Raw genomic sequence first — 26375 nt, forward strand, 5'->3', positions numbered from 1 at the left:
GTGGGTCCTCCAGAGCGGGGCAGGGGGGGGCGGGCGCCCGGCAGAGTCTAGCCAGGGCCCGCCCGCCGCGGCGTCCAGGACCGGCCAGAGGACGGCGGGCCGTCGCCGAGGATCAGGGGCGAGGCGCGAGGCAGGAGACGCTCGGGGCGGGGATCGGGTCCCCCGCCACCTCGAGGGTGTCCTGGTGGCGGCGCAGCACGTCGATGCGGTCGCCCTCCTGCGCGGCGACCAGGATCGTCGTCCCCAGCTGGGTGAAGTGACGGGGATGAGCGCCCACGGACACCTCCGCGACGAGCTCGGGACGCATGCCGGCGAGGCTGAACAGCGCGATCGTGTCCGGGCCGCGGTTGGCCACGAGGGCGTGGTGCTCGTCCGCGGCGAGCTCCACGTGCGAGAGCGCCGACTCCTCGGGGCGTCCGGACGCGGGGACCATCGAGCGCACCGACCACTGCAGCTCCGGGCCGCGCATGACCTGCAGCGCGCCGACGTCCTGCGGGACCTCGCCGCGCGCGGCGACGCCGACCTTGCCGGAGAGCTCGCAGCTCACGAGGAGCTGGGAGGACTCGTGGTCCGCCGCGAGGTGGCGGGGCCCGCTGCCGCGGCTGAAGGGGATCTCCCCGGCCGGCTCGATGTGGCCGGTCTGCACCTGCCGGTAGAGCACCACGCGGTCCAGGCCCAGGTCCGGCACGGCGAGGAGCTCGGTGCCCGGCAGCCGCACCACCTGGTGGGGATGCGGGTCGCGGTCCTCCGCGTAGTCGTGGTGGTCGTCGAGGTCGAGGAGCTCGACGGGCAGGCCCTCGGCGTCCAGGCGCACCGTCTCGACCGAGCCGGAGCCGTAGTTCGCGACGAGCAGGGTGTCCGGTCGGGTGCCGGGCGCGAGGTGGCAGCCCCCGGAGCCGGCGAGCTCGAGGTCGCCGATGATCTCCCCGCTCGAGCCGTCCTCCGCGACGCGGAGGGTGAGCACGTGCGTGGGGCTGGTCTCGGTGACCGCGTGCAGGAGGGAGCCGTCGGCGCTCCAGAGCAGGAACGAGGGATCCGCGGCGGCCACCTCCCAGAGGGTCTCCGCGGCGGCGCCGGAGTCGTCCGGGGTCACGCGCAGGAGCGCGATGCCGGTGCCGCGGCCGGAGCCGCTCGTGGAGTAGCCGCCGACGGCGACGAGTGCGGGAGAGGTCATGCTCGCTCCTCGGGATCGGTGCGGCGGTCCCCCGCGGCGGAGGCGGGGTCGAGCTCCTCGAGCATCGAGGGGGACAGCGCTGTCATCTCACCGGTCATCGTAGACGGCTCGACGAGGGCCACGCCGTCACGACCACGGGCGCGGCGGCGCGTGCCCACGGAGAGGCGACGGCGGCGCATCGTCGTGAAGGGCACCGAGATCATCGGCGTGTAGGCGATCTGGCGGGCGCCGACGACCCGCGAGGCGAGCAGCTGGCCCAGCACGGCGCCGGCGGCGATGCCGATCGCGATCTCCCCGGCGCTGAACAGCTCGAGCGCGCCGTCGGGCACGGCGTCGCCGAGGGCGAGCAGGCCCCGGTAGATCCGGCTGCCCGGGACGAGCGGCACCACGCCGCCCATGACGAACACGAGCGTGGGGGCGCGCATGCGGTCGCCGAGCACCACGGCCGCGACGCCGACGAGGAAGGAGGCGACGCCGACCGCGTAGACCCGGTCCACGACGTCGCTCAGCAGGTGCGAGAGCCCCGCCGAGCCCGCGGCGACCAGCGCGACCGCAGCGAGCATCCGCATGGGGACCTGGGCGCCGACCCCGAAGCCGAGGCCCATGACGGCTCCGGCGACCACGAGGACGAGCACGGAGGCGAGGGAGACCGGGGCCGCGGAGGAGATCGACACGTCCACCCCCACGAGGTCCGCGACGAGCAGCCCCCCGCGCACACCGGCGACGATGCCGACCGTGAGCATGAGGGTCTCGAGGATCCGCCCGGCGGCCGTCACGTACCAGCCGGTGACGGCGTCCTGCATGGCACCGATCGAGGTGAGGCCCGCGAGCAGCACGATGATGCACGCGACGACGACGATCGACGGGTTCAGCGAGGGGTCCAGCGCACCGAGCAACACGGCGACGCCCACCGCGAGGAAGCCGCCGAGGGCCTGGCTGTAGAAGCGCGGGATGCGCCGCCGGGTGAGGACCGTGTCCACCAGGATCATCAGGGCCGCGGCGAGGGTCGCGGCGATCACCACGAGCCAGTTCGCACCGAGGCTCAGCGCGGCGCCGCCGCCGAGCAGGCCGAAGCCCGCGCAGACGAGGGACAGGCGGTAGGGCGGCTTCTCCTGCGGGATCGCGGCGGCCTGGTGGCGGGCCTCCTCGAGGGAGAGGTCACCGCTGATGTAGCCGAAGGTGACGTCCTCGTAGGCGGCGAGCCGCGCGAAGTCCTGCACGCGCTCGCTCGCGGCGCGCACGCGGGTGAAGGGGGCGGAGAGCTCGTCCGGCAGGTAGGAGATCGTGACCTCGTCGAAGGTGACCTGGACGGCCACGTTGCGCAGGCCCGAGGAGCTCGTGATCCGCAGGACGGTCGCGGTGACCTCCGAGGCCGCGGCGCCGTTGGTGAGCAGGCCCTCGCCGACCCTCATGGCGAGGTCGAAGACGGCGTGCAGGCGGGCGGAATCGGTGGGCACGCCGCGATCGTGCCATATGCGCGGGCCTGCTCGGAACCGTGCCGGGGGCGGCTCCGGGGAGGCGCTCGGCACAGTCGGGATCAGAGGTTCGGGGAGCCCGTGAGCGCACCGATCGCGACGCCCAGCGCGACGAGGCAGAGGACGTCGACGAGCCGGGAGCGCACCGCGAGCGCGCCCACCGCGCGGGTGGGCAGCAGCAGCCGCAGGGCGGCGAGGACGAGCAGCTCCGCGCTCAGCAGCATCCCCGCGAGCGGGGCGTGCCCGGCGATGCCGAGCAGGGCGATGACCGCGAGCGCCACGAGGGCTCCCGTGAGCACCGCCTGGCGGCGCACGGCGGCCCCGACGGTGAAGGGTGATCTGGGCTCCGGCACGGGCACATGCTACGGGTCCGGGGTGGATAGGGTGTCAGCGGCCGACGACGACGCCGGCCGTCCGAGAACCCGGAGGACAGTACCCATGACCCATCCCGGTGCGACGACAGGATCCGCCACCCGCCGCGAGCACGACCTGCTCGGCGATCGCGAGGTCCCCGCCCACGCCTATTACGGGATCCAGACCCTGCGGGCGCAGGAGAACTTCCACATCACGGGAGTCCCCCTGTCCCACTTCCCCCGCCTCATCGAGGCGCTCGCCCAGGTCAAGCGGGCCACCGCCCGGGCCAACCATGCTCTCGGGGCGCTCGACGACGAGCGCGCCGCCGCGATCGAGCAGGCCTGCGAGGAGATCGCGGGCGGTGCGCTGCACGAGCACTTCGTCGTGGACATGATCCAGGGCGGTGCGGGCACGAGCACCAACATGAACGCGAACGAGGTCATCGCGAACCGCGCGCTCGAGATCCTGGGGCACGAGAAGGGCGACTACGAGCACCTCCACCCCAACAACCACGTGAACCTCGCGCAGTCCACGAACGACGTCTACCCCACCGCCGTGCGGCTCGCGATGATGCTCTCCTTCCCCGCGCTCGCGGAGGCCATGGACACGCTCATCGGCGCGCTGCGGGACAAGGGCGACGAGTACGCGGACGTGCTGAAGATGGGCCGCACGCAGATGCAGGACGCGGTCCCGATGACGGTGGGCCAGGAGTTCCGCGCCTGGGCGACGACGATCAGCGAGGACGTCGAGCGGCTGACCCGCACGGCGCGCCTGTTCCAGGAGATCAACCTCGGCGCGACCGCGATCGGCACGGGCATCACGACCGATCCCCGCTACGCGCAGCTCGCGGCCCGTGAGCTCTCGCAGCTGACCGGCGTCGAGTTCACGGTCGCCGCGGACCTCGTCGAGGCGACGAGCGACACGGGCGCCTTCGTCACCTTCTCCGGGGTGCTCAAGCGCATCGCGGTGAAGATCTCGAAGATCTGCAACGACCTGCGCCTGCTCTCCTCCGGCCCGCGCGCGGGCTTCGCCGAGATCACCCTGCCGGCGGTGCAGCCGGGCTCCTCGATCATGCCGGGGAAGGTGAACCCGGTGATCCCGGAGGTCGTCAACCAGGTCGCCTTCGAGGTGATCGGCAACGACCTCACGGTGACCTTCGCGGCGGAGGGCGGCCAGCTGCAGCTGAACGCCTTCGAGCCGGTGATCTGCTTCAACATCCTGGAGTCCACCCGGATCATGACCCGGGCGATGGGCACGCTCGCGGAGCGCTGCATCCGCGGGATCACCGTGAACCGCGAGGTCGTGGACGACTACATCCACCGCTCGATCGGGGTGGTGACGGCGCTCGTGCCGGTGATCGGCTACGCCGCCGCGACGGACATCGCGAGCACCGCGCTCACCACGGGACGGCCCGTGCGCGAGCTCGTCCTCGAGCGGGGACTCATCGACGAGCACCGGCTGGAGCTGCTGCTCTCCCCCGCCTCGATGACCCGCCCGGTGCGGGCGACGGCCACGGGCACGATCCCCGCGCTGACGGACGAGGCCCCGGACTCCGGGGAGATCGGCCGTCCGCTCGAGCAGGACCCGCAGGAGCTCGCGGTCCCGGACGACGGCACGGTCTGAGCCGACCCGCCGACCCCGTCGGCCCGTCCCGCCCGGGACGCGGAAGGGCCCGGCCCCTCGGGGACCGGGCCCTTCCGCGCGTCACGAGGGACGGCGGGACGGCGGGCTCAGCGGCTCACTCGTCGGCCTCCTCCATCTTGCCGCGCATGACGAGCTTCGGATCGGGCTGGCCGACCACGTCGTGGTCCTTGTCCTCGTACTCGAACTGCGAGAGGAAGTAGCGCATCGCGTTGATGCGGGCGCGCTTCTTGTCGTTGCTGCGGATGATCGTCCACGGCGCGTACTTCTTGTCCGTGCGGCGGAACATCTCCTCCTTGGCCTGCGTGTAGGCCTCCCAGCGGTCGAGGGACTCGAGGTCCATCGGGGAGAGCTTCCAGCGACGCACGGGGTCGAGCTGGCGGATCGCGAAGCGGGTCCGCTGCTCCTTCTGCGAGACCGAGAACCAGAACTTCGTGAGGTGGATGCCGGAGTCCACGAGCATGCGCTCGAAGGACGGCGTCTGGTTCATGAAGGTCTCGTACTGCTCGGGGCTCGCGAAGCCCATGACCCGCTCGACGCCGGCGCGGTTGTACCAGGAGCGGTCGAAGAGCACCATCTCGCCCTCGGTGGGCAGGTGCTGGACGTAGCGCTGGAAGTACCACTGGCCGCGCTCGCGGTCGCTCGGCTTGTTCAGCGCGACGACGCGCGCGGTGCGCGGGTTCAGGTGCTCCGTGAAGCGCTTGATGGTGCCGCCCTTGCCGGCCGCGTCCCGCCCCTCGAAGATGATGATCGCCTTCTGGTCGTTGTCCTCGAGCCAGTACTGGAACTTCAGCAGCTCCACCTGGAGCTTGTACTTCTCCAGCTCGTAGTCCTCGCGGTCCATCCGGGTCTCGTAGGGGTACCCCTCCTGCCAGGTGTAGACGGGGTTGCCCTGCGGGTCGATGAGGTCGGGGTCGGGGGTGTGGCCGTCCTGGACCGTGTAGCCCTCCTCGCGCAGGTGCTCGATGTACTCGCGCAGGGACTGGTTGTCAGGGATTCTCACGGTCACTCCTTCGACACATGCTCATGTTGGGCACCACTGTAGGGGGCGTGCATGACGTCCAGGTGAACGGACGGCCTGCTCGGAGCGGGGACCGACCGGTCCGTCGCACGGCGTGCGCGAGGGACCGGCCGGGAGCCCCGGCGGGGCTCAGTGGGCGAAGTGCCGGGTGCCCGTGACGTACATCGTGACGCCCGCCGCGCGGCAGGCCTCGACGACCTCCTCGTCGCGGATCGAGCCCCCGGGCTGGACGATCGCCCGCACTCCGGCGTCGATGAGGATCTGGGCGCCGTCGGCGAAGGGGAAGAAGGCGTCCGACGCGGCGACCGCGCCGCGGGCCCGCTCCTCGCCGTCCTCGCCGAGCGTGTTCGCGCGGGTCACGGCGAGCCGGCAGGAGTCCAGGCGGTTGACCTGGCCCATGCCGATGCCGACGGCCGCGGAGTCCTTCGCGAGCAGGATCGCGTTGGACTTCGCGGCGCGCACCGAGCGCCAGGCGAAGGCGAGGTCCGCGAGGGTCGCGGCATCCGCCGCCTCGCCCGAGGCGAGGGTCCACTGCGCGGGGTCGTCGCCGTCCGCGTCGACCGCGTCGGCGTCCTGGATGAGGGTGCCGCCCCAGATCGGGCGCACCTCGACGCCGCCGCGGGTGCGGTCCTCGACCTGGAGGATGCGGAGGTTCTTCTTGCCCTGGAGCAGCGCGAGGGCGTCCTCCTCGTAGCCGGGGGCGAGGATGACCTCGGTGAAGATCGGCTTGACCTGCTGCGCCATCGCGAGGGTGACGGTGCGGTTGGCGGCGATGACGCCGCCGTAGGCGGAGAGCGGGTCCGTCGCGTGGGCCCGCGCGTGGGCGAGGGCGAGATCCTCGCCCTCGGCGACCACGGCGATGCCGCAGGGGTTGTTGTGCTTCATGACGACGACGCACGGCTGGTCGTGGTCGAAGGCGGCGCGCGCGGCGGCGTCCGCGTCGACGTAGTTGTTGTAGCTCATCGGCTTGCCGCCCAGCAGCGTCGCTCCCGCGAGGCCCGGGGCCTCGGGGTCCGTCACGGCGAGCCGCGCCCGCTGGTGGGGGTTCTCGCCGTAGCGGAGGGTCGCGGTGATGCCGAAGGCGGCGGCCTCGTCCTCGGGGAGGTCGAGCAGCGAGACGTCCTGGCCCTCCTCGGCGCCGTCGGTCTCCTCGCCGGCGTCCTCGGAGAGGCGCGCGGTCATCCACTCGGAGATCGCGGTGTCGTAGTCCGCGGTGACGGTGAAGGCGATCGCGGAGAGCTCCTGGCGCTCGGCGAGGGTGAAGCCGCCGGCGCGGGCGGCGCGCGCGGCGTCGGCGTAGCCGTCCTGCTCGACGACGACGGCGACGCTCGCGAAGTTCTTCGCCGCGCCGCGCACCATCGAGGGGCCGCCCACGTCGATCTTCTCGATGATCTCGTCGAAGCTGCCGCCGGCGGCGACGGTCTCGGAGAACGGGTAGAGGTTCACGACGACGAGGTCGAAGGGCTCGATGCCGTGCTCGGCGAGCTGGGCGCGGTGGGTCTCCTCGCGGAGGTCGGCGAGGATGCCGCCGTGCACGCGCGGGTGGAGGGTCTTCACCCGGCCGTCGAGCATCTCGGGGAAGCCGGTGACGGTTTCCACCTCGGTGACGGCGATGCCCGCGTCGCGGACGGTCGCGGCGGTCGAGCCGGTGGAGACGATCTCGGCGCCGGTCTCGGCGAGCGCGGTGGCGAGCTCGACGATGCCGGTCTTGTCGAAGACGGAGAGGAGGGCGCGGCGGATCGGGCGGCGATCGGTGGCGGTCACGAGGGGGCTCCTGTTCGAGGGCGGGTGCGGTCCTTGCGACGAGCACCCAGGCGGTCGATGCTCGCGGTTCACTCCCCGGTGGTCCTCCCACCTGCGCCAGTCGTGTGGGGCCAGACTACCGGGCGGCGAGGGTGCGCACCACGTCGACCAGGAGCGGCTGCTCCGCGGCCTTGATGCGCTCGTGGAGCGTGCCCTCGGTGTCGTCCTCGAGGACGGGGACGGCGACCTGGGCGAGGATCCGCCCGGTGTCCACCCCGGCGTCGACCTCGATGACGGTCGCGCCGGTGATCTTCACCCCGTGGGCGAGGGCGTCGCGCACGCCGTGGGCGCCGGGGAAGGAGGGCAGCAGGGCGGGGTGGGTGTTGACGATGCGGCCGCCGTAGGCGTCCAGCAGCGGGGAGCCGACGAGCCGCATGAAGCCGGCGAGCACCACGAGCTCGGGGTCGTGAGCGGCGACGGCGGCGGCGAGCGCCTCGTCCCAGGCGGCGCGGTCGGGGAAGTCGCGCAGGGCGACGACGGCGGTGGGGATCCCCGCGTCCCGGGCGATGTCGAGGCCGGCGGCGGGCTTGTCCGCGAGGACGCCGACGATCTCGTAGGGCGAGTCCGCGGCGCGGGAGGCCTCGAGGAGGGCGGCGAAGGTGGAGCCGGCGCCGGAGAGCAGGACGACGACGCGCGTGGGCGCCGTCCCGGCGGTCCCGGTGGTCGCAGGGGTCGCGGGGAGGGGGGTCGCGGGGGTCACCGGGCCAGGGTAGCGACGAGCGGGCACAATGGGGCGATGAGTCCCGCGAGCGACCCCTCCCCCGACGACAGCCGCCGGCAGACGCGGCGGCTCGCGCTGCTCACGGTGCTCATGCTCCTGGCCTGGGTCCTGCTGATCGCGCCGCTGCCGTGGTCGCTGCTCGCGGGGGTCGTCGCCGCGCCCGCGCTCGTGGTGCTCGTCCCGGTCACGGTCTCCGCGTTCCGCCGGGGCCGACGCGGCTCCGCGGTGCTCGCCGCCGTGGTGGGGGTGCCGGCGACGCTCATGATCATCACCAGCTCGCTCGTCTCGGTGCTGTTCTACGGCCCGATGTCGGAGCTCGAGGAGTGCCGGGACACGGCGCTCACGCAGCGTGCGGAGGCACAGTGCCGCCAGGACGTCGAGGACTCCGTCGCGACCTGGCTCGGGGACCTGACAGGGAGCTGACGGAGAGCTAGCGCTCCGAGGGCGAGCCCGCCGCGAGGCTCGTCCCGCTCTCCTCCGCCCCCTCGGCGTCGGACGCGGTGGAGGCGCCGGGAGCGGTGGCGGCATCGGACGCGGTCGAGGCGCCGGATCCGGTGCTGTCCGCGTCAGCGGCGTCGTCGTCCGTGGCCCCCGAGCGGGCGGCGCCGACTCCGCGCTCCTCCTGCTCCGCGCGCTCGACCCGCTCGCGGAGGGAGCCCACGAGACCGCGCACCCACGGCACCGCCGGGGTCGCGAGCAGGCCGATCACGGCGGCGGTGCTCAGCACGACGATCCCGAGCAGCGGCAGCAGCATCGTGGACATCACCGGGCCGAGGTGCACCAGGCGGCCCTCGCCGATGCGCCCCGTGGAGAGGCCCGCGACGAGCAGCACCGCGACGACGACGAGCACCGGGTAGGCGACCCAGGCCGTCACGCGGTCCCGCAGCGCGAGTCCGGCGGTGTCCCGGACGAGCCGGTACGCGCCGAGGACCACCGCCGCGATCGGCAGCACGAGCAGCGCCCAGACCCCGACGGGGGCGGCGCCGGGCTGCGGGATCGCCGCGAGCATCGGCAGCGCGGGGAGCACACCGCTCTCGACGCCGTGCAGGGACAGGGCCGTGCCGCTGCCCACGGAGACGGTCCCGCCCAGCAGCACCGCCATCGCCCAGACGACGAGCAGCGGCAGCAGGGCGAGCTGCAGCAGGGTCAGCACCGCGCCGCCCACGACGCCCGGGGCGAGCTGGTCGAAGAGCGCCGACTGGCCCGGGACCGAGATCACCAGCAGCACCACGACGAGCGCGGTCGCGGCGGCGACGAGCCCGCCCAGCGCGAGCAGCACGGCGCGGGCGACGGCGTCGAAGGGCGAGGGCAGCAGGGCGAGGACCCGCACCGCGGGGACCGTCGCGGTCGCCTCCCGGCGCACGGACCACAGCAGGCCCAGCAGTCCGCCCACCACGGCGATCAGCGCGGCGGAGACGAGCGCGGAGGCGATCACGGGGCTCGCCTCGCCGCTGCGGCCGAGCGCGCCGACGACCGCCATGCCGATCGCGTAGACCGCCGTGTACGCGCCGAGCGCCCCGCCGGCGTCCCGCAGGGCCCGGGTGCGCAGCACGCCGTCGTCGCGGACGAGGTCCAGGCCGCGGCCCACGCGGCGCATGCCGAGCGCGGAGACGGCGACGAAGAGCAGGCTGAGGCCCAGCGGCGTGAGGGTCGTGGCGCCCTCGATGACGCCCGTGCCGAGCGTGACCCCGCCGCCGTGGCCGAGGACCAGCAGGTTCAGGGCGATGAGGACGGCGTCCAGGGCGGTGGCGCTCGAGCCGCTCCCGGCGATCTGCGCGGCGAGCGCGGGGACCACGGTGATCGCGAGGACCGTGCCGAGGCTCACTGCGGCGGCGACGACCCCCCGGACCAGGGGTGTCGCGATGCTTCCGCCGCCGCTGCTGCTCACGCTCTGCTCCATCCGCCGGGTGTGCTGGTCGAGGTCCATGGTCGCACCCGGGACGGGCCGTCCGGTGTCGCATAATGACACGGATGCCATCCACGGACCTGAACCCCGACCCCGCTGCGGAGCCGCCGCGGCTCGTGGTGCGCACCTGGCGGATCGACGAGGACGTCGACCTCGCGGCGCACCTGCCGGCGACCCCCTCGGGGGCGTGGCTGCGACACGGTCAGGGGCTCGTCGCCCTGGGCCGGGCCTGGGAGTTCACCTCCGCCGGGCCGGACCGCTTCACAGCGGCCTCCGCCGCCTTCCGGGCGCTCGCCGCCCGCGCCGACGTCGGCGACGAGGTCCTCACCCGTGGCAGCGGACTCGTGGCCCTCGGCTCCTTCTCCTACGCCGCCGCCTCCGAGCGCCCCTCGACGCTGCTGGTGCCGGAGGCCGTGCTCGGCGTGCACGACGGCGAGGCGTTCCTCACGCTCGTCTCCCGGGACGACGAGCCATCGACCCCCGCCCACTTCACGTCGCTGTTCCCCGCCGCCCCCGCGGAGCCGCCGCTCCCCCCGGGGCGGCTCACGATCGAGGCGGACCACTCCCCCGACGAGTACCAGGCGCTCGTGCGCGAGGCCGTGCGGGCGATCCGGGCGGGGCAGGCGGAGAAGGTCGTGCTCTCCGAGACGACGACGGTGCGCACCGCGGAGCCCGCCGTGCCCGGCGCGCTGCTCGCCCGGCTCACCGCCGCCTACCCGAGCACGTGGACGTATCACGTGGCCGACATGATCGGGGCGAGCCCGGAGATGCTCGCCCAGGTCCAGGACGGCCGGCTGTTCTCGCGCGTGCTCGCGGGGACGCGATCCGTGGCCGACGACGGCGAGCTCGCGGCGGACGACCGCCGCGCCTTCCTCGCCGATGCGAAGGAGCTCTCCGAGCACGCCTACGCGATCGACTCGGTGCTCGCGCGGCTCGAGGGCATCGCGGAGGTCGAGCACCGCTCCCCCGAGCCGTTCGTGCTGCGCCTGCCGGGCCTCGAGCACCTCGCCTCCGACGTCACCGCGCAGCTCTCCGAGGGCGTCACGAGCCTCGACGTGGCGGCGCGCCTGCATCCCTCCGCGGCCGTCTCGGGGACCCCGCGCGAGGCGGCGGACGAGATCATCGCCCGGCTCGAGGCGCGGGACCGCGGCGGCTACGCGGCGCCCGTGGGCTGGATGGACGCGCGCGGCGACGGCCAGTGGGCGATCGCCCTGCGCGGCGGCCACCTGCTCGAGGACGGCGGCGTGCGGCTCCAGGCGGGCGGCGGGCTCGTCGCCGCCTCCGACCCGGTCTCCGAGCACGCCGAGGTGCTCGCGAAGTGCCGGCCGATGCTGCGGGCCCTGCGCGGCTGAGCCCCGTCGGCTCTCAGGCCCGGCGGCCCCCGAGCGGCACCGTCAGGAGGCGGCCGTCAGGGTCACGGTGAGCTGCTGCTCGCTCCCGTCGCGGACCACCGTGAGCGTGTGCTCCGAGTCGACCGCGAGCCCGCGCACCACACCCGTGAGCGCGGCGGCCCCGTCGACCGGGGTGTCGTCGACCGCGACGACCACGTCGCCCTTGCGCAGCCCGGCCTTCGAGGCCGGGGTGCCGTCCTCCGTGGAGACGATCTCGGCGCCCGTGCGGGTGGTGCCGCTCGCCTCCGCGCTGCCGTCCGTCGTGGTGACGCCGAGGTAGGCGTGCTGAGCGGTGCCGCCGTCGATGAGCTGGTCCGCGATGAGCTTCGCGGTGTTCGCGGGGATCGCGAAGCCCAGGCCGATGCTGCCGGAGGTCTCCTGGCCGCTCGCGACGCCCGCGATCGAGGAGTTGATGCCGATCACGGCGCCGGTCGCGTCCACGAGCGGGCCGCCGGAGTTGCCGGGGTTGATCGAGGCGTCGGTCTGGATCGCGGAGGTGTACGTCGAGTCGGAGCCGTCGGGCTGCTGGCCCGTCGTCGTCACGGGGCGGGCGGTCGCGGAGACGATACCGGTGGTGACCGTGTTCTGCAGCCCGAGCGGCGTGCCGATCGCCATGACGTCCTGGCCCACCGCGACGGAGCTCGAGTCGCCGAAGGTCGCCGGCTGGAGGTCGCTCGGCGGGTCGTCGAGGCGCAGCACGGCGAGGTCCGTGGAGGCGTCGGTGCCGACGATGCTCGCGGCGTAGACGGAGCCGTCGGAGAGGGTGACCTGCACCTGCTGGCCGCCGTCGACGACGTGGTTGTTCGTGAGGATGTTCCCCTTGGTGTCGAGGACGACGCCGGTGCCGGTGGAGGTGCCGCCCTGGGCGGCGACCTGGATCTCCACGGTGCTCGGGGTGACGGCCGCGGCGACCGCGGACCAGTCCGGGTCCGAGGACGAGGAGGCGGTGCTCACGGGGCCCTGGGTCGAGGACGAGGAGGTCGCCGCGGTGGAGGCGCCGTCGGAGCCGAGCAGCTGGCCGTAGGCGACGACGCCGCCGAGGGTCACGCCGCTCGAGAGCAGCATCCCCGCGCCGACGAGCACGACGACGCCGCCCCAGCCGGGACCGCGGCGGGTGCGGGCGGGAGCGGGGGCGACCGCCGCCGACGTGTCGACCGGCACCGGTCCCGCGTACCCGGGATCGCCCGGTGCGCCGTACGAGCCGCCGGGGGCCGGGGCGCCGTAGGTCGGCGCCTCGCGGCTCGCCGCCCACCAGGGGTCGGCGGAGGTCTGCGCGGCGCCGGCCTGGGCAGGCTGCTGGGCGGTGGGCGCGGTGCCGAGCTGCTCCGTGGGCGGCTCACCCCACTGCGGGGCGAGCGTCTCGGTGGGCTGCTCCGCGCCCGGCCGGGAGTCCGGCGCCGCGTACCAGCCCTGCGGCGGGGACACAGTGGGGTCCTGGGGGGCCTGGGGCTGCTGGGGCTGCTGCGGCTGCGGGGGCGTGCTCTGCTCGTTCACGGGAGTCAGTGAAGCGGAGCTTCCCCGGAGTCCGGCTGGAAGCGGCTGTGCATCTCCTGTGCGATGAGGACCCGCAGGCCGCGGGACGGCGCGGCGAGGGCGGCGGGCAGCTCCTCGGGTGCGAGAGTGCGGGCCTCGGCGCCGAGCGCGGCCGCCGCCGCGGCGAGATCGGTGCCGTGCGGGGTGGTGAAGAAGCGCCGCAGCAGGGCCGGGGGCGCGGAGGCGTGCTCGAGCCCGCCGAAGATCCTGCCGCCGTCGTCGTCCACCACCACGACGTCGAGGTCGGGGCGGCGCTCCTCGGGCCCGATGACGAGCCCGGTGAGGTCGTGCAGGGCGGTGAGGTCGCCGACGAGCAGGCGCACGCGGCCCGTGCTCCCCTGCCCCGAGGCGGAACGGGCGAGAGCGACGCCGCCCGCGACGGAGGTGGTGCCGTCGATGCCGGCGAGGCCGCGGTTGGCGAGCACGGTGCCCGCGACGGGTCCCGCGTGCTGTTCGAGGTCTCGCACGAGGCTCGAGGAGCCGAGCACGAGGACGTCCTGCTCCTCGGTCGCGTCCCAGACGGCGAGCGCGGCGCGCGCCTGCCACGGCGGCGGGACCGCGGCGCCCTCCGCCGCAGGATCGGGCTCCTGCCAGGCGGCGAGGTGCTCGCGGCGCCGCGCGGCCTCGGCGGCGTCCGGGGCGGCGGCGGTGATCGCGGGGACCACGAGCCGGGCCCGACGGGCGGCGTCGGCGAAGTCCGGATGGGGATCGACGACGACCACGTCGACGTCGGCCGCGCCGAGGAGCGCGCCGATCACGGGGCGGGAGAGCGTCGGGTGCCCCAGCACGATCGCCTGCCGCGGGCGCAGCGGGTGCGCGGGATCGGCCATGACCCGGGCGAGGAGCGCGGGGTAGCCGGGGACGAGGGAGGTCCCGGAGCGGGCGCCGGAGCTGGGCTCGGCGAGCAGCGGCAGCAGCTGCGCCTCCGCGAGCTCCCGGGCGGCGGGACCGGCGCCGTCCCCCGCGACGACGACCGCGCTCGGGTCGATCGGCACGGCGACCGGGGCGGGAGGCCCCGCGGGCACCCGACGGGTGAGGACGATCCCCGGTGCGTCCGCGGCCGGGGCGGGGCGGGCGTCGGGGGCGGCGGGCGCGAGGGGGTCGCGGAACCCGAGGTTCAGGTGCACGGGGCCGGGATGCTCGCCCGTCGCGGCGGCGACCGCGCGGGCGGCCGTCGAGACGAGCGTGCGCAGCTCGGTCGCGGTCGCGCCGGCGGCGGTCGGCGCGGGGAGGTCCGCGCGCAGTCGCGTGAAGTCGCGGTACAGGTCCGCCTGCCGGGTGGTCTGGTTCGCGCCGGTGCCGCGCAGCTCCGCGGGGCGGTCCGCGGTGAGCACGATCAGCGGCACCCGCGAGTGGTGGGCCTCCATGACGGCGGCGAGCAGGTGCGCGGTCGCGGTGCCCGAGGTGGTGAGCACGGCCGCGGGATGCGCGGGGTCCTCCCGGGACAGGCCCAGGGCCGTGAAGGCCGCGGCGCGCTCGTCGATCCGCACGTGCGCCTCGAGCAGCTCCGGGAGGTCGCCCTCGTGGAGGGCGTGGACGAGCGGGGCGGAGCGGGAGCCCGGCGCGGCGACCACGTGCCGCACGCCGAGCGCGGCGAGCGTGCGCCACAGGGTGACCGAGGCGTCCACCGCCCCCGATCCGGTGGGGGCCGGGACGGGGATCGTGGTGGGGCCGGGGAGAACGGGCATGGGCCCAGCGTAGTCAGCGCCCCGGGGGCCGGTGCCCGCCGGCGGTGCGGGGCTCAGAGCAGCGCCGCGCACGCCGCGAGACGCTGCTCCCAGGCGGCCTCGAGGGCGGGGGCGGCCGCGTGCCGGTCCAGGAGGTCCTCCTCCGGCTCCGCCCGGCCCACGGGGAGGACGCCGCCGCGGGCGTGCAGCGGGCGCGCGGTGAGGTCCGCGGTGAGCAGGCTCGCGGTGCCGAGACCGCAGTCGTGCGCGAGCTCGGGCAGGGAGGCGGCGAGCGCGAGCCCCGCGGAGAGCCCGACGCTCGACTCGATCGCGGAGGAGACGACGACCGGCAGCCCCGACTCCTGCGCGAGATCGAGGCAGCGGCGCACCCCGCCGAGCGGCTGCACCTTCATCACGAGGACGTCCGCGGCCTCGGCGCGGGCGACCCGCAGGGGGTCCTCGGCGCGGCGCACGGACTCGTCGGCCGCGATCGGCACGTCGAGGCGGCGGCGCAGGGCGGCGAGGTCCTCGATGCTCGCGCAGGGCTGCTCCGCGTACTCGAGCCCGCCGGCGGCGCGGTCCAGGCGGGGCAGCGCGTCGAGCGCCTCCTCGAGGGTCCAGGCGGCGTTCGCGTCCACGCGGATGCGGCCCTCCGGGCCCAGCGCGTCACGGACGGCGGCGACCCGGTCGAGGTCCTCCTCGGGGCTCGCACCGGGATCGGCGACCTTCACCTTCGCGGTGCGTGCGCCGCCCACGCCCGCGAGCCGGGCGGCGAGCGCCGGCTGCACGACGGGGATCGTCGCGTTGACGCCGATCTCCTGGCGGAGCGCGGAGGGACGGGGCAGGGTCGCGTCCTCGATCGCGGCGCGCAGCCAGGCGGAGGACTCCTCCGCCTCGTAGTCCCAGAACGGGGAGAACTCCGCCCAGCCCTCCGGCCCGTGCAGGAGCACGCCGTCGCGCACCTCGATGCGGCGGAAACGAGTGGTCATGGCGATCGCCCAGGCGTGCGCCCGGTCGATGCCGAGGTCTCGGAGGGAGGCGGGGATCTGCATCCCTCGAGGGTAGTGCGACTCCCTCAGCGGTCCGCGCCCGGGCCGGCGGACGGGGCCTGCGGCGCGGCGTTCCAGGCGTCGGCCTCCCCCTGCTCCCGCGCGACCTGCTCGCGGAACGCGGCACGCGCGGCGACGTGCTCGGGGCGGCGGCGCAGCAGCACGTAGCCCACCGCGATCACGACGAACCACACCGGCGTGGCGAGCATGCCCGCGAGCGTGTCCGGGTCACCGGTGAACGCCCACAGCAGGAACAGGAAGAAGGCGAGGACGACGCCCACCATGGCGCGCCCGCCGGGCATGGCGAAGCTGCTCACGGCATGCTCCTGCGGCCGCCGGCGGCGGTAGGCGAGGTAGCTCAGCAGGATCATCGTCCACACGAACATGAAGCACAGCGAGGAGACGGTCGTGACGACGGAGAACGCCGCGGACTCGCCGAGGCCGAAGGCCAGCAGCACGACCGAGGCGAGCAGCATCACGCCCGTGAGGTAGAGGGCGTTCTGGGGGACCCGGCGACGCGAGACCTTCGCGAACAGGGCCGGGGCGTCCTTCTGGGTGGCGAGGCCGAACACCATCCGCGAGGTCGAGTAGATGCCCGAGTTCGCCGAGGACATGGCGGAGGTCAGCACCACGAGGTTGACGATCGCGGCGGCCGCGGGCAGCCCCGCCGCGTCGAAGACCTGGATGAACGGGGAGTTGTCCGCGTCGTAGACGGTCCACGGCATGACGGACATGAGGATCACGAGGGAGCCGATGTAGAACAGCAGGATGCGCACGGGGATCGACCGGACCGCCCGGGGCAGGTTGTGCTCGGGGTCCTTGGTCTCCGCGGCGGTCGTGCCGACGAGCTCGATGCCGACGAAGGCGAAGGTCGCGATCTGGAAGGCGGCGACGAAGCCGGTGAAGCCGTTGCCGAAGAACCCGCCCTGGTCCCACAGGTGGGCGAAGCTCGCTGCGCCGTGGCCCGAGTCGAAGCTCGTCAGGACGAGCACGAGGCCCACGACGATGAGGGCGAGGATCGCGACGATCTTCACCATCGCGAACCAGAACTCGGTCTCGCCGAAGGCGCGCACCGTCGGCAGGTTCAGCCCGATCAGCGCCACGATCACGACGAGCGCGATGACGGGCGTGGCCCAGGCCGGCAGCACGGGCACGAGGTGGCGCACGTACACGGAGGCGATGACGATGACGTCCGCCACGGCGGTGACGACCCAGCAGAACCAGTACGTCCATCCGGTGAAGTAGGCGGCCCAGGGGCCCAGCAGGTCACCGGTGAAGTCGGCGAAGTTGCGGTACTCGCGGCGGGAGAGCAGCAGCTCCCCCATGGCGCGCATGACGAAGTACAGCATGAAGCCGATGATCAGGTAGACGAGCAGCACGGACGGGCCGGCCACGGAGATCGTCTTGCCGGAGCCCATGAAGAGCCCGGTGCCGATGGCGCCGCCGATCGCGATGAGCTGGATGTGGCGGTTGCCGAGGGCGCGGTCCAGGTGCGGGGAGGACTGATCGCCGTCGCCGCCCTGCCGGGTGGTGCGGGAGGTGGTGTCTGAGGTCACCGCGCGAGGCTACTCCTCGGTCATCGACCGTTCGCACGAGCGCCACGCCGTGGTCGCCCCACGGACGGACGGCCCGGCGCCGCCCGCCGACCGCCTCCCCGGCCCTCCAGCCCGGCGATACCCTGAGCAGATGACCGTCGACCCCGCTCCCCTGCCCCGTCAGGTGTCCGACACCTTCGACCCCACGCGCTGGCGGGAGGTGGGACCCGAGGAGCTCGGCGGCCCCGCGCTCACCGACGTCACCTACCACCGCGCCGTGGAGCGGATCGAGAGCCCCGACGGCGAGCGCACCGTGCGGGACCTCCCCGCCGTGCGGATCGCCTTCGACCGGCCCGAGGTGCGCAACGCCTTCCGGCCGCAGAGCGTCGACGAGCTGTACCGGACGCTCGACCACGCCCGCCTGGACCCCTCCGTCGGCGTGATCCTGCTGACCGGCAACGGCCCCTCCCCCAAGGACGGCGGCCACGCCTTCTGCTCGGGCGGCGACCAGCGGATCCGCGGACGCTCCGGCTACGAGTACGACGACGCCGAGGAGCTCGACGCGACCGCCTCCGTGCGCACCCGCTCCGCGGGACGGCTGCACATCCTCGAGGTGCAGCGCCTCATGCGCACCATGGGCAAGGTCGTCATCGCGGTCGTCAACGGCTGGGCCGCGGGCGGCGGGCACTCCCTGCACGTGGTCGCCGACCTCTCGATCGCCTCGCGCGAGCACGCGCGCTTCAAGCAGACCGACGCGGACGTCGGCTCCTTCGACGGCGGCTACGGCTCGGCCTATCTCGCCAAGCAGGTGGGGCAGAAGCGGGCCCGGGAGATCTTCTTCCTCGCCGAGGAGTACTCCGCGCAGGACGCGTACGAGTGGGGCGCCGTGAACCGGGTCGTGGACCACGCCGAGCTCGAGGACGCCGCACTCGCGATGGCCGCGACGATCGCCACGAAGTCCCCGCAGGCGATCCGGATGCTGAAGTTCGCCTTCAACCTCGCCGACGACGGCCTCATGGGCCAGCAGGTGTTCGCCGGGGAGGCCACCCGACTCGCGTACATGACCGACGAGGCCGCGGAGGGACGCGACGCGTTCCTCGAGAAGCGCGCCCCGGAGTGGTCCTCCTTCCCGCACCCGCAGTGACCGCGGCGATCTCCCCCGCAGCGCCCTGGACCCGGCCCGCCCCCTATGACGCCTCCGCGGCCTCGCTCGCGGAGCACGTCGCGGCGATCGGCGAGGTCATGGCCGGCCGCACCCGGCTGTGGCTCGGCGCCGGGGACCCGCCGTCGTCCCTGCCCGCCGGCTTCGAGGACACGGTTCTCGTGGTCCCGACCTCCGGCTCGACGGGCACCGCGAAGTCGGTCGCGCATCCGCTGCGCACGCTGCTCGCCTCGCAGGACGCGACCGCCGCGGCGCTCGGCGGGCACGGCTTCTGGCTGCCGCTGCTGCCGCCCACGCACATCGCGGGCGTGCAGGTCATCGCGCGCGCCCATCGCACCGCCCAGGTGCTCGGGCTCGACGCCGCCGCGCTCCCGGAGCAGCTGCCGGACCTCCGCGGCCACTTCGACGCGGCCGCGCTCGTGCGCGCGGCCGCTCCGGCGCTCGAGCAGGCGGAGGCCGCGGGCCTGCCCGCCTTCACCTCGCTCGTGCCCACGCAGCTCGCCCGCATCGTCACGGGCGCGACGGGGGACGACGCCCGGGCGCGCGCCCTGCTGCGCCGCTTCGCCGGGGTGCTCGTGGGCGGCGCGGCGACCCCGGGCGACGTCCTCGCCCGCGCCCGCGGCGCCCGGATCGCTGTGCGCACCACCTACGGCTCCTCGGAGACGGCGGGCGGCTGCGTGTACGACGCCGCGCCGCTCGCGGGTGTGCACCTCCTCCTCGCCGACGCGCACGACGGCGAGGGCCGCCTGCTCGTCGACTCCCCCACGCTCGCGACCGGCTACCTCGGCGCGGACGGCGCCGGACTGCAGGACGGCTTCGCCGAGGTCGACGGTCGGCGCGTGCTCGTCACGAGCGACCTCGCCCGGATCGCGGAGGACGGCGCGCTCACGGTCCTCGGGCGCGCGGACGATGTCATCGTCACCGGCGGCCGGAAGGTGCTCCCGCAGGACGTGGAGCGCGCCGCCGAGGCCTCGCTCGTGCTGCGCGGGCTCGTGACCGGCTGCGCCGTCGTCGGCGTGCCGGACCCGGAGTGGGGTCAGCGCGTCGAGGCGCTCGTGACCCTCGGCGCGGGCGCCGCCCCGGAGGAGGCGACGGCGCTCGTGCGTTCCGCGCTGCGGATCGCGGAGCTGCCCTCGTGGTCGATCCCCAAGCGCGTGCACGTGGTCGCCGAGCTCCCGCTGCGGGGCATCGGGAAGATCGACCGGGCGGCCGCCGCCGCGCTCGCCCGGAGCCGGGCAGAGGAGGCCACCACCGCTGTCGACGTCGGCGATGACACGGCCCCGGGCGGGACCTCCACGGGCGAACGGCGCGCCTGAGCGGCGTATCCTCGACGGGGCCGCGCAGCGCGGGACCGGACGGCGACAGGAGCATCATGGCCAGCCTCTCCCAGTGGGTGCAGGGGGCGCGCCCCCGGACCCTCCCGGCGGCCGTCGCCCCGGTCGCCGCCGGCACCGGGGTCGCCGTGCGCGAGATCCTCGCGAGCGGGGAGAGCCTCGGCTGGGGGCTGCTGCTCCCGCGGGTGCTGCTCGCCCTCGGCGTCGCGCTCGCGCTGCAGGTGGGCGTGAACTACGCCAACGACTACTCCGACGGGATCCGCGGCACGGACGACGACCGTGTCGGGCCGTTCCGGCTCACCGGCTCTCGCGCCGCGGAGCCCGCGACGGTCAAGCGCGCCGCGATCGGTGCCCTCGCCCTCGGCGCCCTGCTGGGTGTCGTGCTCATCGCGATCGCCGGGGTCTGGTGGATGCTCGTGGTCGGTGCGGCCGCCGTCGCCGCCGCGTGGATGTACACGGGCGGCAAGCACCCCTACGGCTACCTGGGCCTCGGGGAGCTGTTCGTGTTCGTGTTCTTCGGCCTCGTCGCCGTGAACGGCACCGCCTACGCGATCACCGGCGGATTCTCCCTCTCCGCGCTGCTGGTCTCCTGCGCGATCGGGCTGCTCGCGGTCTCGATCATGCTCACCAACAATCTGCGCGACATCCCCACGGACCGCGAGGCGGGGAAGACGACCCTCGCGGTGCGCCTGGGCGAGCGCGGCACCCGGCTGCTGTTCGCTCTCACCGTCATCGCGCCGTTCGTGCTCGTGGTGCCGCTCATGCTCCATCACTGGCCGGCCGCGCTCGTGCTGCTCGCGCTGCCGCTCGCGATCGGCCCCGCGCGGGTGGTGCTCCGGGGCGCCCAGGGCCGGGCCCTGATCCCCGTGCTCGGCGCCGCCGGGCGCCTCGAGCTCGTCTTCGCGCTGCTGCTGCTCGCGGGCCTCTGCCTCTGAGACCGGGGCGATCCTGAGCCGACCCGCGACGTCGGGTGCGGACGCTCAGTCGCGGTCGCGCTCGTCGAGGAGCGCGTCCTCCTCCGCGGCGTCCTCGTCCACGACCGGGCCCCGCTTCTCGCGCCGGCGCTCGTCGACCCGCTGCAAGCCCTCCGCGGCCTTCTGCCGCCGGCCTCCCAGCAGGAGGAAGGAGATCATCATCGCGATGAGCACCGCGAGCAGGCCCGCGAGGATGACACCCACGCCGACCAGGGTCAGCAGGTACCAGATCACCAGCCACAGGGCGATCCGGATCAGGGCGTAGCCGAGCACGTTGCGCATGGGCCCAGCGTAGGACCCCCACCTCCGAGGAGCCTCGGGAGCGGCCCGCTCCGGGGCGGAGGTCACTCCCCCGGCCCCCGGAGCCCATGCGGCCGCCGCTCCGACCAGGACCTCCACCGCGACCGGGACCTCCGCGCGGACCAGTGGGCGGCGTCGCCGCCTAGACTCGATCCATGCTCCGTGCCCTCGCCGCCGTCCTCTCGATCGGTCTGACGATCTTCGCCCTCGCCGACTGCGTGCAGACGGAGGACGCGAAGGTGCGCGGGATTCCGAAGTGGGCCTGGATCGTGCTCGTCGTGCTGATCCCGTGGATCGGACCGATCACCTGGCTCCTCGTGGGCCGGGACCGGACCCCGGGCACCGGCACCGCCCGTCGCGGCGGTCCGCGCCGGGAGGGGCCGCTCGCCCCTGACGACGACCCGGAGTTCCTGCGCGACCTCGACGAGCAGATCCGCCGCGAGCGACGCGACCGGGAGCGCCGGGAGCAAACCCCCGGGGACGACGACGCCCCCGAGGCCTGATCGGCAGGTGCCGATGCAGACCGCGGGGGCGGTCACGCCGAGGTCGGGTGGACCGTCGGCCTCTCGTGCGGCGACGGCTCAGCCGAGACCCGAGTACGAGTGCAGGCCGTTGATCACCGTGTTGACGATCGTGTAGTTGAAGACCACGGCCGTGAAGCCGGCCAGCGCCAGCCAGGCCGCGCGCGTCCCGCGGAAGCCGCCGGTGGCGCGGGCGTGCAGGTAGGCGGCGTAGATGACCCAGATGATGAAGGTCCACACCTCCTTGGGGTCCCAGCCCCAGTAGCGGCCCCACGCCTCGCGCGCCCAGATCGCGCCGAAGATCAGTGTGAAGGTCCAGCACACGAACGCGACGGAGTGGATGCGGAAGCTCAGCGCCTCGAGGGAGACCGAGCGGGGCAGGCGGTCCAGGACGTGGCCCGCGCGGCCCCAGTGCTCCGGGTCCTCCTCGCCCGCGGCGATCTTCGCGGCGAGCACCTTCTCGTGCCGGGCAGAGGCGAGCTGCAGCCCGGCGACGACGGCGCCGAGGATCGACAGGGCCGTGGCGAGGATGGCGACGCCGATGTGGATGTAGATCCAGTGCGAGTTCTGCAGGCTCGGGGTGAGCTTCGCGGCGGGGACGATCCAGAAGGTCTGAGCGGCGAGCATGAGCAGCAGGATCGGGCCGACCACGAAGGTGCCGAGGGCCCGCAGCTCCGTGCGGCGCACGGAGAAGACGAGGAAGGCGACCATGACGACCGCGGAGCTCGTGGTCGCGAACTCGTACATGTTCGCCCACGGGACGCGCTCGGTGGCGATCGCGCGCATGGCGACGCCGGCCACGTGCAGCACCGCGCCCGCGGCGGAGACGCCGAAGGCGAAGGTCTGGGCGCTCATGCCGCCACGGGCCGCGACGGGGGCGGCGACCTCGGCCGACGGCGGCTCGGCGACGGCGACTCCCCCGGCTCCTCCGCCGACGCCCGCGGGGACCGCGGCGCGCGCCCGGTCCTTGGCCGCGAGGCGCTCGTCGCTGCGGCGCTGAGAGGTCCCGGCGAGATCCGCCGCGAAACCGATGAGCGCGAGCACGTAGAGCACGATCGCGACGACGAGGGCGAGGTGGGAGACCTCCGCCAGCTGCTGGTCGATCACTGCGCTTCCCCTTCCGGGCTGTTCGTGGAGCCGGGACCGGCTCCCCTATCCTGCTCCGTCCCGAGCGTCCGGGCCAGGGCCCGGACGTCATCCGCGAGGGACGGGTCGTCACTGCGGGCGAGTCCCGCGACCTCGAGCACGGCGCCGCCGCCCTCGCGCGGGGTGACGCGCACCCAGACGCGGCGGCGCGGCACGAAGAGCGAGAGGATCAGCCCGGCGACCGCGGTGAGGGCGAAGATCAGCACCCACCGCTCGAAGGGGTCGTGGGCGACGTCGAAGGCCGCGTAGCGCTTCACGCCGTCGAAGCTCAGCGTCGAGCCGTCGGGCAGCGTCGTGGAGTCCCCCTGGTACAGCCGCAGGAGGAGCGGGTCCTCGGAACCCTCCTCGGTGAGCGGCGTGAGGGTCGAGAGGTCCACCTCGTAGGCGTTCTGCGGGACGCCCGAGTCCAGGCCGAGGTCGCCCTGGTAGACGGTCGCGACGACCTGCGGGTCCACGAGGTCCGGGTACGAGGAGTGCGGGCCGCTGTCGTCGATCGTGCCGGTGGGCAGGAAGAAGCCGACGACGGCCGTCTGCTCCGGGGAGGCGTCGGGCGCCTTGAGCACGAGCTGGCTGGTGTAGCCGGTGTCGCCGAGCGGCACGGTGATCAGCGGGCCGGAGGCGACGACGTTGCCCTCGGGGTCGGTGAGCGTGATCTCGGGGGCGTAGCCGTTGCCGAGCAGGTACATCGAGGAGCCGTCCACGTGGAGCGGCTTGTTGACCTGGAGGGTCTGGGAGAACGTCTTGCCGTCGGCGTCGACGGAGACGTCCGCCTCGAAGGAGAGCGGCTTGCCGAAGCTCTCCTCGGTCTGGGTCGTGTCGTACGTGGCCCGGAAGTCGTCGAGCGTGAAGCGGAAGTCCGGCAGCGAGGAGGAGTCGAACCAGGCGCCCGAGTCGAAGGAGTCGTACTGCGTGAGGGAGTTGGAGAAGCCGTCGCCCTCGATCACGGTGATCTGACCGCGGTAGGCGGTGAGCTGGCCGCCGGCCACGCAGATCAGGACGCCCACGAGCGCGATGTGAAACAGGAGGTTGCCGGTCTCGCGCAGCAGCCCGCGCTCCGCGCTCACCGAGGAGGAGCGCTTCTCCTCGCGCAGGTCGGTGCGGTAGCGGGAACGGCGCAGGCGCTTGCGGGCCGCGCCGAGCAGCTCCTCGGGATCCGCGGCGGGCAGCTCGATCCGGGTGTGGCCCACGAAGCGGTCCAGCCGGGAGGGGGTGCGCGGGGGCCGGGAGCGCAGCTGGCGCAGGTGCACGAGCACGCGCGGGATGATGCAGCCGATCAGCGAGATGAACAGCAGCAGGTAGATGGCGGAGAACCACGGCGAGGAGAAGACGTCGAAGAACCCGAGGGTGTCGAGGATCTCCCCCCACTTCCCGTTCTCGTCGAGGAACTGCTCGGTGAGGGTGGGGTTCACGCTGCGCTGCGGGTAGAGCGAGCCGGGCACGGCGGCGACGGCGAGCAGCATGAGCAGCACGAGGGCGGTCTGCATGCTCGTGAGCTGGCGCCAGAGGAACAGCAGGGTGCCGCGCAGTCCCAGCGAGGGGACGCTCACGGGCTCCTGCTTGCTGCTCCAGGAGTCGGAGCGGTCCGGGCCGGCGCTCTCGCTCCCCGGCGTCGTGTCCGTCGTTCGCTTGCGGGTCATCACACCACCGGTTCGAAGGTCGCGATCGCGCCCTGCAGGGCGGCCGTCCACTGGGCCCACTGCCCGGTCAGCAGCAGCACGCCGATGGCGATGAGCAGCGCTCCGGAGAGGAGGCCGATGCTGCGGCGGTGCCGGGAGAGCGCGCGGCTGAGGCCGAGCGCCTTCTCGAACAGCAGGGCGAAGAGGACGAAGGGGATGCCCAGCCCGAGGGCGTAGGCGAGGGACAGGAGGGCGCCGCGGGTCGCGGCGCCGCCGCCCGAGCCGTCGAGCGTGAGGCCGAGGATCGCGGCGTAGGTGGGGCCGATGCACGGGGTCCAGGACAGGCCGAAGACGATGCCCATGAGCGGGGCGCCCAGCAGGCCGGCGTCGGGGCGGCGGCCGGTGAGGGACTTCGTGCCGCTGAGGCCGGGGAACACGCCCATGAACACGAGGCCCATGAGGATGACGACGACGCCGGCGATGCGGTTGATGAGCACGGCGTGGGCCTGCAGCAGGTAGCCGAGGGTCCCGGCGAAGCCGCCGAGGACCATGAAGACGATCGTGAAGCCGGCGACGAAGAGGCCGCTGCCGGCGAGCATGCGCCCGGTGCTGGGGCGGGCGGGAGGGCGCACGACGCCCGGCCCGGTGCCGGTGGTGGAGCCCTGCCCGGCGAGGCCGGAGACGTAGCCGAGGTAGCCGGGGACCACGGGCAGCACGCACGGGGACAGGAAGGCGACGAGCCCGGCCGCGGCGGCGACCGCGAGGGCGAGCAGAAGGGAGCCCGAGAGGGCGGTGGCCTGGAAGGCCTGGCCGATGTCCGTCCCGCTCATTCGTCGAGCACCCGGTCGAGCATGGCCCGCAGCACGGAGGGGTCCGCGGCGCCGGAGATGCGCGCGGCGACCCGGCCCTCGGTGTCGAGGACGAGGGTGGAGGGGACCGCGTTGGGGGCGACCTGGCCGCGCAGGGAGTACATGATCTGGGCGTCGAGATCGGGCATCGAGGGGTAGGTGATGCCGTACTTCTTCTCGAAGGCCGCGGCGGGGCCCTCCTCGTCGCGCACGTTGACACCGATGAGCTGGACGTCCTGGTCGGCGTAGTCCTGGTGGATCTTCTCCAGCTCCGGGGCCTCCTTGCGGCAGGGCGGGCAGGAGGCGTACCAGACGTTGATGACGAGCACGTGCCCGCGGGCGTCCTCCGAGGAGAAGGCGTCCCCCTCGTAGGTGTTGCCGGTGACGGTGAGCGGCTCGGCGCGGTCGGCGGCGGGGATCTCGGTGGTCACGCCGTCCCCGGAGACGTAGCCGGAGTCGTAGCGGGAGGAGGTGTCGGTGTCGCCGCAGGCGGCCAGGAGCGCCGCGCCGAGCAGCCCCCCGGAGCCGGCGAGGAACCGGCGCCTGGTGGATCGGGTCATGTGAGCCGGCCTCCGGTGGCGTCGACGGCGCCCGCGTACAGCTCCTGCGCGGGCTCGGTGTAGTCCACGCCGGCGAGGTGCGGCCCCGCGAAGCGGAAGCTGGTCACCGAGCACAGGCCGCATTCGCGGCGGCGCGGGTCGTGGACGAGCGGGCGGCCCTCGGCGCTCAGGCGCGTGAGCCAGATGGGCAGCTGGTGCAGGACGAGCACGGCCTCGTGGCCCTCCGCCTCGGCGCGCGCGGCATGCATGGCGGCGGTGACACGGGAGACCTGCTCGCGGTACGGCTCCCCCCAGCTGGGGCGGAGCGGGTTGGCGAACCAGCGCCAGTTGCGGGGGTCGGTGAGCTTGGCGTCGCCGTGGCCCATCCGCTGCCCCTCGAAGTGGTTCGCGGACTCGATGAGGCGCTGGTCCTGCGAGACGTCCAGGCCGTGGGCGGCGGCGATCGGCGCGGCCGTCTGCTGCGCGCGCAGCAGCGGGGAGGCCCGCACGAGGGTCACGTCGTTGCCGGCCAGGTGCCCCGCGACGCACTGCGCCATCCGCTCCCCGCGCTCGCTGAGGCGGTACCCGGGCAGGCGCCCGTAGAGGATGCGCTCGGGGTTGTGCACCTCGCCGTGGCGGACGAGGTGGACGGTGGTCGTGGTCAT

The 26375-nt window shown here is 74.2% G+C and carries 24 protein-coding genes and 1 riboswitch; of the genes, 7 read left to right on the forward strand and 17 right to left on the reverse strand.

Features of this window, described 5'->3' with window-relative positions:
- Positions 1-112: 112 nt before the first annotated feature.
- From ACYVAP_RS01155 to ACYVAP_RS01165, 3 genes are all read right to left on the reverse strand, one after another.
- Complete coding sequence (locus tag ACYVAP_RS01155; protein WP_498859179.1) at positions 113-1174, reverse strand: lactonase family protein; 1062 nt, start codon at positions 1172-1174, stop codon at positions 113-115.
- Positions 1171-2631, reverse strand: a complete 1461-nt coding sequence (locus ACYVAP_RS01160) for a threonine/serine exporter family protein (protein ID WP_498859180.1) — start codon at positions 2629-2631, stop codon at positions 1171-1173. The genes ACYVAP_RS01155 and ACYVAP_RS01160 overlap by 4 nt, the downstream gene beginning before the upstream one ends.
- 80 nt (positions 2632-2711) lie before the next feature.
- On the reverse strand, positions 2712-3002 hold the full coding sequence (locus tag ACYVAP_RS01165) for a DUF3017 domain-containing protein (protein ID WP_498859181.1): 291 nt from the start codon (positions 3000-3002) through the stop codon (positions 2712-2714).
- Between the two features lie 85 nt (positions 3003-3087).
- On the opposite strand from ACYVAP_RS01165, the gene ACYVAP_RS01170 reads away from it, so the two are divergent.
- Positions 3088-4626, forward strand: coding sequence for an aspartate ammonia-lyase (locus tag ACYVAP_RS01170; RefSeq protein WP_498859182.1), 1539 nt, complete (start codon positions 3088-3090; stop codon positions 4624-4626).
- Between the two features lie 115 nt (positions 4627-4741).
- On the opposite strand, the gene ppk2 is transcribed toward ACYVAP_RS01170, so the two are convergent.
- The 3 genes from ppk2 to purN form a co-directional block, all read right to left on the reverse strand.
- On the reverse strand, positions 4742-5647 hold the full coding sequence (gene ppk2, locus ACYVAP_RS01175; protein ID WP_259362312.1) for a polyphosphate kinase 2: 906 nt from the start codon (positions 5645-5647) through the stop codon (positions 4742-4744).
- A 147-nt stretch (positions 5648-5794) separates the two neighbouring features.
- The gene (gene purH / locus ACYVAP_RS01180) at positions 5795-7429 is read right to left on the reverse strand and encodes a bifunctional phosphoribosylaminoimidazolecarboxamide formyltransferase/inosine monophosphate cyclohydrolase (RefSeq protein ID WP_498859183.1); all 1635 of its coding nucleotides are present in this window, start codon (positions 7427-7429) and stop codon (positions 5795-5797) included.
- 37 nt (positions 7430-7466) lie between these two features.
- Positions 7467-7543, reverse strand: a riboswitch (ZMP/ZTP riboswitch).
- 1 nt (position 7544) lies between these two features.
- Positions 7545-8168, reverse strand: a complete 624-nt coding sequence (gene purN / locus ACYVAP_RS01185) for a phosphoribosylglycinamide formyltransferase (protein ID WP_498859184.1) — start codon at positions 8166-8168, stop codon at positions 7545-7547.
- A 36-nt stretch (positions 8169-8204) separates the two neighbouring features.
- Between purN and ACYVAP_RS01190 the strand changes: the two genes are divergently transcribed.
- On the forward strand, positions 8205-8612 hold the full coding sequence (locus tag ACYVAP_RS01190; protein ID WP_498859185.1) for a hypothetical protein: 408 nt from the start codon (positions 8205-8207) through the stop codon (positions 8610-8612).
- Between the two features lie 7 nt (positions 8613-8619).
- Here ACYVAP_RS01190 and ACYVAP_RS01195 read toward each other — a convergent pair whose 3' ends face one another.
- Positions 8620-10077: a cell division protein PerM gene (locus ACYVAP_RS01195; RefSeq protein ID WP_498859186.1), complete on the reverse strand. Its 1458-nt coding sequence runs from the start codon at positions 10075-10077 to the stop codon at positions 8620-8622.
- An 83-nt stretch (positions 10078-10160) separates the two neighbouring features.
- On the opposite strand from ACYVAP_RS01195, the gene ACYVAP_RS01200 reads away from it, so the two are divergent.
- Positions 10161-11447 carry an isochorismate synthase gene (locus ACYVAP_RS01200; protein ID WP_498859187.1) on the forward strand — a complete coding sequence of 429 codons (1287 nt, stop codon included), beginning with the start codon at positions 10161-10163 and terminating at the stop codon, positions 11445-11447.
- 42 nt (positions 11448-11489) lie between these two features.
- Here ACYVAP_RS01200 and ACYVAP_RS01205 read toward each other — a convergent pair whose 3' ends face one another.
- The 4 genes from ACYVAP_RS01205 to ACYVAP_RS01220 are packed head-to-tail and all read right to left on the reverse strand — an operon-like array spanning position 11490 to position 17291.
- Positions 11490-12980, reverse strand: coding sequence for a S1C family serine protease (locus ACYVAP_RS01205; protein ID WP_498859188.1), 1491 nt, complete (start codon positions 12978-12980; stop codon positions 11490-11492).
- 5 nt (positions 12981-12985) lie between these two features.
- Positions 12986-14707, reverse strand: coding sequence for a 2-succinyl-5-enolpyruvyl-6-hydroxy-3-cyclohexene-1-carboxylic-acid synthase (gene menD, locus ACYVAP_RS01210; RefSeq protein ID WP_498859189.1), 1722 nt, complete (start codon positions 14705-14707; stop codon positions 12986-12988).
- A 53-nt stretch (positions 14708-14760) separates the two neighbouring features.
- The gene (locus tag ACYVAP_RS01215) at positions 14761-15738 is read right to left on the reverse strand and encodes an o-succinylbenzoate synthase (RefSeq protein ID WP_498859190.1); all 978 of its coding nucleotides are present in this window, start codon (positions 15736-15738) and stop codon (positions 14761-14763) included.
- Between the two features lie 23 nt (positions 15739-15761).
- A complete protein-coding gene (locus tag ACYVAP_RS01220; RefSeq protein ID WP_498859191.1) occupies positions 15762-17291 on the reverse strand; it encodes an APC family permease in 1530 nt (509 codons plus the stop codon).
- A 130-nt stretch (positions 17292-17421) separates the two neighbouring features.
- Between ACYVAP_RS01220 and ACYVAP_RS01225 the strand changes: the two genes are divergently transcribed.
- From ACYVAP_RS01225 to ACYVAP_RS01235, 3 genes are read left to right on the forward strand one after another with little or no spacing between them, the layout of a single operon-like run.
- Entirely contained in the window at positions 17422-18414 is a 993-nt protein-coding gene (locus tag ACYVAP_RS01225) for a 1,4-dihydroxy-2-naphthoyl-CoA synthase (protein ID WP_498859192.1), read from the forward strand.
- Positions 18411-19748: an O-succinylbenzoic acid-CoA ligase family protein gene (locus ACYVAP_RS01230; RefSeq protein WP_498859193.1), complete on the forward strand. Its 1338-nt coding sequence runs from the start codon at positions 18411-18413 to the stop codon at positions 19746-19748. The genes ACYVAP_RS01225 and ACYVAP_RS01230 overlap by 4 nt, the downstream gene beginning before the upstream one ends.
- A 56-nt stretch (positions 19749-19804) precedes the next feature.
- Positions 19805-20701: a UbiA prenyltransferase family protein gene (locus tag ACYVAP_RS01235; RefSeq protein ID WP_498859194.1), complete on the forward strand. Its 897-nt coding sequence runs from the start codon at positions 19805-19807 to the stop codon at positions 20699-20701.
- A gap of 45 nt (positions 20702-20746) precedes the next feature.
- On the opposite strand, the gene ACYVAP_RS01240 is transcribed toward ACYVAP_RS01235, so the two are convergent.
- A complete protein-coding gene (locus tag ACYVAP_RS01240; RefSeq protein WP_498859195.1) occupies positions 20747-21022 on the reverse strand; it encodes a DUF4229 domain-containing protein in 276 nt (91 codons plus the stop codon).
- Between the two features lie 173 nt (positions 21023-21195).
- Here ACYVAP_RS01240 and ACYVAP_RS01245 point away from each other — a divergent pair, with 173 nt between their 5' ends.
- Positions 21196-21543 carry a PLD nuclease N-terminal domain-containing protein gene (locus tag ACYVAP_RS01245; RefSeq protein ID WP_137770091.1) on the forward strand — a complete coding sequence of 116 codons (348 nt, stop codon included), beginning with the start codon at positions 21196-21198 and terminating at the stop codon, positions 21541-21543.
- 78 nt (positions 21544-21621) lie between these two features.
- Here the strand turns inward: ACYVAP_RS01245 and ccsB are convergent, their stop codons facing one another.
- Genes ccsB through ACYVAP_RS01270 form a run of 5 tightly spaced genes read right to left on the reverse strand, consistent with a single transcriptional unit; the run spans position 21622 to position 26375 of the window.
- Positions 21622-22668: a cytochrome C assembly family protein gene (gene ccsB, locus ACYVAP_RS01250; RefSeq protein ID WP_498859196.1), complete on the reverse strand. Its 1047-nt coding sequence runs from the start codon at positions 22666-22668 to the stop codon at positions 21622-21624.
- Entirely contained in the window at positions 22665-24344 is a 1680-nt protein-coding gene (resB, locus tag ACYVAP_RS01255) for a cytochrome c biogenesis protein ResB (protein ID WP_498859197.1), read from the reverse strand. The genes ccsB and resB overlap by 4 nt, the downstream gene beginning before the upstream one ends.
- Positions 24344-25153, reverse strand: a complete 810-nt coding sequence (locus ACYVAP_RS01260; RefSeq protein ID WP_498859198.1) for a cytochrome c biogenesis CcdA family protein — start codon at positions 25151-25153, stop codon at positions 24344-24346. Before ACYVAP_RS01260 ends, resB begins: the two co-directional genes overlap by 1 nt.
- Positions 25150-25731 (reverse strand): TlpA family protein disulfide reductase, encoded by a 582-nt coding sequence (locus ACYVAP_RS01265; protein ID WP_498859199.1) that lies wholly within the window; start codon positions 25729-25731, stop codon positions 25150-25152. Before ACYVAP_RS01265 ends, ACYVAP_RS01260 begins: the two co-directional genes overlap by 4 nt.
- The gene (locus ACYVAP_RS01270; protein WP_498859200.1) at positions 25728-26375 is read right to left on the reverse strand and encodes a histidine phosphatase family protein; all 648 of its coding nucleotides are present in this window, start codon (positions 26373-26375) and stop codon (positions 25728-25730) included. The genes ACYVAP_RS01265 and ACYVAP_RS01270 overlap by 4 nt, the downstream gene beginning before the upstream one ends.

The organism is Brachybacterium horti (assembly GCF_054777615.1).

Excerpts from the sequence above, each read along its gene's own strand:
- ACYVAP_RS01155 (WP_498859179.1), bottom strand. The coding sequence starts at position 1,174 with ATGACCTCTCCCGCACTCGTCGCCGTCGGCGGCTACTCCACGAGCGGC.
- ACYVAP_RS01170 (WP_498859182.1), top strand. The coding sequence starts at position 3,088 with ATGACCCATCCCGGTGCGACGACAGGATCCGCCACCCGCCGCGAGCAC.
- ACYVAP_RS01190 (WP_498859185.1), top strand. The coding sequence starts at position 8,205 with ATGAGTCCCGCGAGCGACCCCTCCCCCGACGACAGCCGCCGGCAGACG.
- ACYVAP_RS01200 (WP_498859187.1), top strand. The coding sequence starts at position 10,161 with ATGCCATCCACGGACCTGAACCCCGACCCCGCTGCGGAGCCGCCGCGG.
- menD (WP_498859189.1), bottom strand. The coding sequence starts at position 14,707 with ATGCCCGTTCTCCCCGGCCCCACCACGATCCCCGTCCCGGCCCCCACC.
- ACYVAP_RS01215 (WP_498859190.1), bottom strand. The coding sequence starts at position 15,738 with ATGCAGATCCCCGCCTCCCTCCGAGACCTCGGCATCGACCGGGCGCAC.
- ACYVAP_RS01225 (WP_498859192.1), top strand. The coding sequence starts at position 17,422 with ATGACCGTCGACCCCGCTCCCCTGCCCCGTCAGGTGTCCGACACCTTC.
- ACYVAP_RS01235 (WP_498859194.1), top strand. The coding sequence starts at position 19,805 with ATGGCCAGCCTCTCCCAGTGGGTGCAGGGGGCGCGCCCCCGGACCCTC.
- ACYVAP_RS01240 (WP_498859195.1), bottom strand. The coding sequence starts at position 21,022 with ATGCGCAACGTGCTCGGCTACGCCCTGATCCGGATCGCCCTGTGGCTG.
- ACYVAP_RS01245 (WP_137770091.1), top strand. The coding sequence starts at position 21,196 with ATGCTCCGTGCCCTCGCCGCCGTCCTCTCGATCGGTCTGACGATCTTC.
- resB (WP_498859197.1), bottom strand. The coding sequence starts at position 24,344 with ATGACCCGCAAGCGAACGACGGACACGACGCCGGGGAGCGAGAGCGCC.
- ACYVAP_RS01260 (WP_498859198.1), bottom strand. The coding sequence starts at position 25,153 with ATGAGCGGGACGGACATCGGCCAGGCCTTCCAGGCCACCGCCCTCTCG.
- ACYVAP_RS01265 (WP_498859199.1), bottom strand. The coding sequence starts at position 25,731 with ATGACCCGATCCACCAGGCGCCGGTTCCTCGCCGGCTCCGGGGGGCTG.
- ACYVAP_RS01270 (WP_498859200.1), bottom strand. The coding sequence starts at position 26,375 with ATGACCACGACCACCGTCCACCTCGTCCGCCACGGCGAGGTGCACAAC.